Raw genomic sequence first — 5,180 nt, forward strand, 5'->3', positions numbered from 1 at the left:
TTGAGTTTTCAGAATTAAACAGATTTATTGATCAAAAACTTAAAAATTATTCCTCTGGGATGCAGGTCCGGTTAGCTTTCTCAGTGGCAATTTATGCTAATAAGGATATTTTGTTAATGGATGAAGTTTTAGCGGTAGGGGACAGTAATTTTCAGCGAAAGTGTTTGGAAGAATTTCAACGTTATCGGAAAGCAAGAAAAACTGTTGTTTTAGTCAGTCATGATATTGATGTGGCAAGAAAGTTTTGTGATAGGATTTTACTTTTAGACAAGGGAAGAAATATTATATTAGACACCGCAGATAAGGCAGTTAATGAGTATGTAAAACGTAATATGATTGATGAGGAAAAAAGATTTAAAAAGGAGAAACAATCCAATAAAGATGATTCGAAACATACAAATAAGAGAGGGAGTGATAGGGACAAATTGGAAATAACCAAAGTTGAATTTTTGGATAGTTCAGAGAACCCAAAACAAATCTTTAAAACTGGCGAAGATATTATTGCCAGAATAAGTTATAACGCTAAAGAAAAAATTGAAAAACCAATTTTTGGTGTTGGATTTTATACCCCAGAAGGTGTTTATATCACTGGTCCTAATACTCAAACATCTTATTTTTTAATTAAGAAGTTAGCAGGGAAAGGTTTTGTAGATTGCACAATAATAAAAAATCCTTTTTTGGGAGGGACGTATCAATTCACAGCCGCTATTTTTAATACAAATGGTTTTTTGCCTTATGACTTTCGTGAGAGGGAATATGAGTTTACCATTCTTGAGAACGAGAAAAATCAGTATGGGGTAATTAAACTTAATCATAAATGGAAACACGAGAAAATAGAAAAGCCGGATTTAATGGTTAAGTAGGTTTTTGTTTTTGCTTTCTGTCTTGTATAATCTTTTTTCTGAACCTATTAGCGTATTCTTCGCCAATATAAGAAATAGTAGAATCAATCAACTGATTGGTTTTTTCTTCCCACATGTTTTTTTCCATTATTCCTTTTGTATTATTTAGGTAATTTGATAAAGACGAAATTCTAGTTACTTCTGGATTTTTGAATTTTTTTGTTTCATCTAATTTAGAAAACATAAGATAGAGATTATCCAAAGAATAATATGGCTTATATTGAACTGGATCAAAAACTGGAAGTTCTCTTTTTGCAAATTTAATTATTTCGTAATCAGGCTTGCATTTTTTGGATTGGATTTTTGATCTTTTAACCAACAATATAGGAAAAAATAATATAGTGTTGCCAACAATCTTTACAATGATCCATTTTCTTCCTTTTTCTTTAGTGCTGAAAAAATGATAAATTAGCACCATTATTTTCCAAGTAGTTTTTTTTATAGCTCTTGCAAGCTCAAAATTCTTAATGATGGTTCTGATGAAATTCCTTTGAATCAAATAATACTTCCAGTTGTAGCTATTTTTCTTAGAGCTTCCGGAATGGTCATGATAGACAATAGCTTTTGGTGAAGAATATATTTTATAACCAAAATTTCTTGCTCTTAAGCACCAATCAACATCCTCAAAATAACCAAAATATGAATTATCGAGAGGCCCCACTGTTTTCTCATAAACATTTCTGCGAACCATGGCAGCACCGAAACAAGCACCAAAGATTTCTTCCTCATTATCATATTGGCCAATATCAATTTGACCAATACCTCTATTGAAGGGCGATCCGTTGCTAATCATAACCGTTCCAATAGAGTCTATTATTTTCTTATCCTTATAAAAAAGCATTTTGGCAGAAACTCCTGCAACTTGGTATTTTCCATGCTTTTCTATTGTTTTCACCATATTTTCAATAGCATCTTCCTTGGCGACGGTGTCGTTATTGATGAAAAAAATGTATTCTCCGTTTGTTTTTGATACTGCCAAATTGTTTCCTCGGCTAAAAAACAAGTTTTTTTTAGAAACAATTAAGTTTACCCAAGGGAAACTATTTCTAACATATTCAACTGATTTATCCGACGAACCATTGTCAACCATGGTTACCTTAATGTTTTGATAAGTTTGGTTTGCAAGAGAATTAAATAATTTAGCTAAATATTTTTTCCCATTATAATTAAGAGTAATGACATCAACTTGTCCTTGATTGTATGGAGGCCTTTTTAGTTTACTTTGACTCGTAATTTTATTGATAATTTTGAAATATTTATTGGATGCTTTTTCCCAGGTAAATCTCTCGGCATTTTTTATAGCAGCTGTTGACATTTCTTTTCTTTTTTTAGCATGAGAAATAAGATATCCGACCTTTTCTTGGAATTCATGGCTTGTTTTCACTAAGAAACCAGCATTATTTTGTAGAACTTCTTTATGGGGACCAACGTCGTAAGCTACGGCAGGTACGCCGAAACTGCCAGCTTCAATTAATGGAAGATTAAATCCTTCCCATTTGGAGGCGGTTATATAAATATCAGTGGCTTGGTAAAGTATGGGCATTAGCTCAACGGGAGCGCAAACAATTGGAATTATATTCTCTTTTGCTAACCGCTCCTTATCTTTTTTATTGCCAAAACCAGCCATAATCAATTTTATATGAGAATATTTTTTCTTTAAATTTTTATAAATTTCTGTTAGTTCTTTTATGCCTTTGTATGGTTGATCTCTATGATTTAATCTTCCAACATAAAGTAGAACAATATCATTTTCCTTTATGCCATATTTAGTTTTAAATTCTTGAATTTTCTCTTCATTAACTTGAGCATAATTGTCTGTGCCGTTATAAATTATTTCTTGTTTTTTACGAATGATTGAAGGGGTTAATGATTGAATGTAATTTGAGATAGAGATAATCCGGGTAGCTTTTGGAAAAAATAAATAATTTTGAGTGAACTTCATGTAGCCAAAAAAGAGTTTTTTCATAAAGGGGAACCCTTCGGTAGAAACCACTCCGTGATCTACAATAATTACTGGATTTTTCATTACTCTGGACGCAATAAAAAATGGATAAGTTTCAGCAATCCACAGGTCAATATTTTCATGATTTAACCTTTTGAGAGCATTAATGGCATTGATTTCATTTTTGAGAGGGTTTTTTGTGATGGGGCAACAAATATTAACTACTTTGTAATTTTTATTAGAGTAAGTTTTGTCGCTACGAATACAAAAAACTGTAACCTCAAAACCTTTTAAGGCCAATTTTTCAGCAGTTTTGTGGATTACGAGATCAACTCCAAAACCTAAAAGCATTCTTTCGGTTAAAAAACCGATTTTAATCTTTCTTTGCATTAAAGCTAGAATAATTTATAATTTTAAACATGTAGCTATTATGCTATCACGTTAATTAGTTTAATACAAAAGCTAAAGATGCTTGGAGCATTTGCTTATCAGCTTTTTCTGGGTCTAGTTTTTTTTCTGGGGATTTTAGGCGCAGGATTATATTTTATTAAAATACTGAATTATAAAGCCGGCAATTATTTTTTAAGAATAGCCACAGCTTTTTTAGTATCTTTTTGTATTTATGTTCTAATCCTTGCATTGGCTCTTTTTATTTTTCCTTGGAATATTTTCATTATCCAACTTGTTTCGGCAATTTATTTTGTAGTATCTTTTTTAATCCTAACAGTCTTTTGGGTAAAGAATAAAAAAAATATTACTCTTGAAAGGGTTAAGGATTGGTTTCGCCAAAATTATTTGGTAGTGGCCGGTCTTTTGTTTACGCTGATTGTCTTTTTTTTAGGTAGTTATCAAACGGCTCTTTTAGATGAGCATTTACATCGGCCGGTAATTAAATTTTTTACTACAAATGGAGAATTTCCGCTCATAAATCCAATTGTCCCAGACCAAAAATTTATGCTGACGTATCATTATGGGACTCAATTAGCCGCCTCTGCTATCAAATTGATTTTTCTGTCGAGTGTTTCAGTGGCCATGGACATACTTAAAATTAGCTTTCTAATGTCTGGCTATATGCTTTTTGTAGGGATTGTTATGAGATGGAGTAAAAATGTCAATTGGGCGGTTCTGGGTTCGGTTCTGATAATTTTTTGTGGGGGGTCATTTTTTCTTTTTGATGAATTTACCATTGAGCATTTGCAATTATGGGGAATACCAGCGGTTGTGCTAAATTACCCTCTTTTGTACTCTCTTTTAGGTATAACTTGGGTAAATTTGTTGCTAGCAACAGTATCCACCATTCTCTTAGAGCAAATATTTTATTATAAGATAAAAATAAATTGGAGAGTTGTCGCCATAGCGGTTCCGATAATGGGTGGATTTTTTCTCATAAGTGAACTTTTTGCAGCCCTTACTTTATTCGGAATTTTGTTTTTAGCAATCTATAATTTATGTAAAAGAAGAATAAGTTTTGTAAAAACTTTGCTAGTTGCCATATCTTTTTCGGTAATTTTATGGTTAAGTTTTTATTTACTAGGTGGAGTTATCGGGAATATGTTAGAGGGTAGTGGTTCTGCAACTAACTTAATTTCTTTTCGTCATTTCTCTTTGTGGGGCTATCCAACGGGAGGAGATCCAGTAAGAATTTGGGAATTTCCTGAGATATACTTAAGGAATTTTTTCTTAGAGGCGATTTTATTTTTAATGCTGATTTATTTTTTAATCAAGCGTAAAGTTTCACTCTTTGATCATCCTGTCTATTTCTTTTTTATAGCAGTAGCTTTTTTGACTCCCTTTTTCTTTTCCACTTCCTTTAATGATCTTAATCTCTATAAATTAACACATTTCGGGATAATTTTATTACATCTTTTATTCTTTTGGTTATTTTTTAAAAGCAAAAACAAGAGAATTTTTATTCCCATTCTAGTTCTGTTTGTGATTGGATCAATCCCTATTATTTTAGTTAATTCAGCAATTCAATGGTTGGGAACAGAAAGGTCCGAAGAACTTAGATGTATCCAAAATAATACATGCTACGACAAAGATTTAATTATTATGTTGGAACAATTTGAAAAAGATAACTGTGGATTAAAAAGAGTATTGACTTCGTCTCGGGATGATTCTTTTAAAATTATTGACAATACAAATTCTGTTACTGTTCAAGGGAATTTTAAAAAGCTTGATTTTAGTCCGACCGTCTTAGATAAATATAAGGTGGATTATCTATTTTTCCCTTTAACCATGGTAAATAAATTAAGCGAAGAAGTTCAAGAAAATATTAAAAAATATCCGCTAGTATCTTCATCGGAAGATTATCAGATTTTGAGAGTGAAAAAATA

The 5,180-nt window shown here is 31.6% G+C and carries 3 protein-coding genes; 2 read left to right on the plus strand and 1 reads right to left on the minus strand.

Translation table 11 applies throughout. The features are described from left to right. The coding region (locus U9R42_02210) for a Wzt carbohydrate-binding domain-containing protein (protein MEA3494827.1) at positions 1-863 on the plus strand (863 nt) is incomplete at its 5' end. Here U9R42_02210 and U9R42_02215 read toward each other — a convergent pair. After that, the gene (locus U9R42_02215; protein MEA3494828.1) at positions 856-3,195 is read right to left on the minus strand and encodes a glycosyltransferase; all 2,340 of its coding nucleotides are present in this window, start codon (positions 3,193-3,195) and stop codon (positions 856-858) included. The two genes, U9R42_02210 and U9R42_02215, sit on opposite strands and share 8 nt — an antisense overlap. Positions 3,196-3,312: 117 nt before the next feature. Between U9R42_02215 and U9R42_02220 the strand changes: the two genes are divergently transcribed. Beyond that, positions 3,313-5,180 (plus strand): hypothetical protein (locus U9R42_02220; protein MEA3494829.1); only part of this gene is annotated, 1,868 nt, incomplete at its 3' end.

The organism is Bacteroidota bacterium, from assembly GCA_034723125.1.
Lineage (GTDB): Bacteria > Bacteroidota > Bacteroidia > CAILMK01 > JAAYUY01 > JAYEOP01.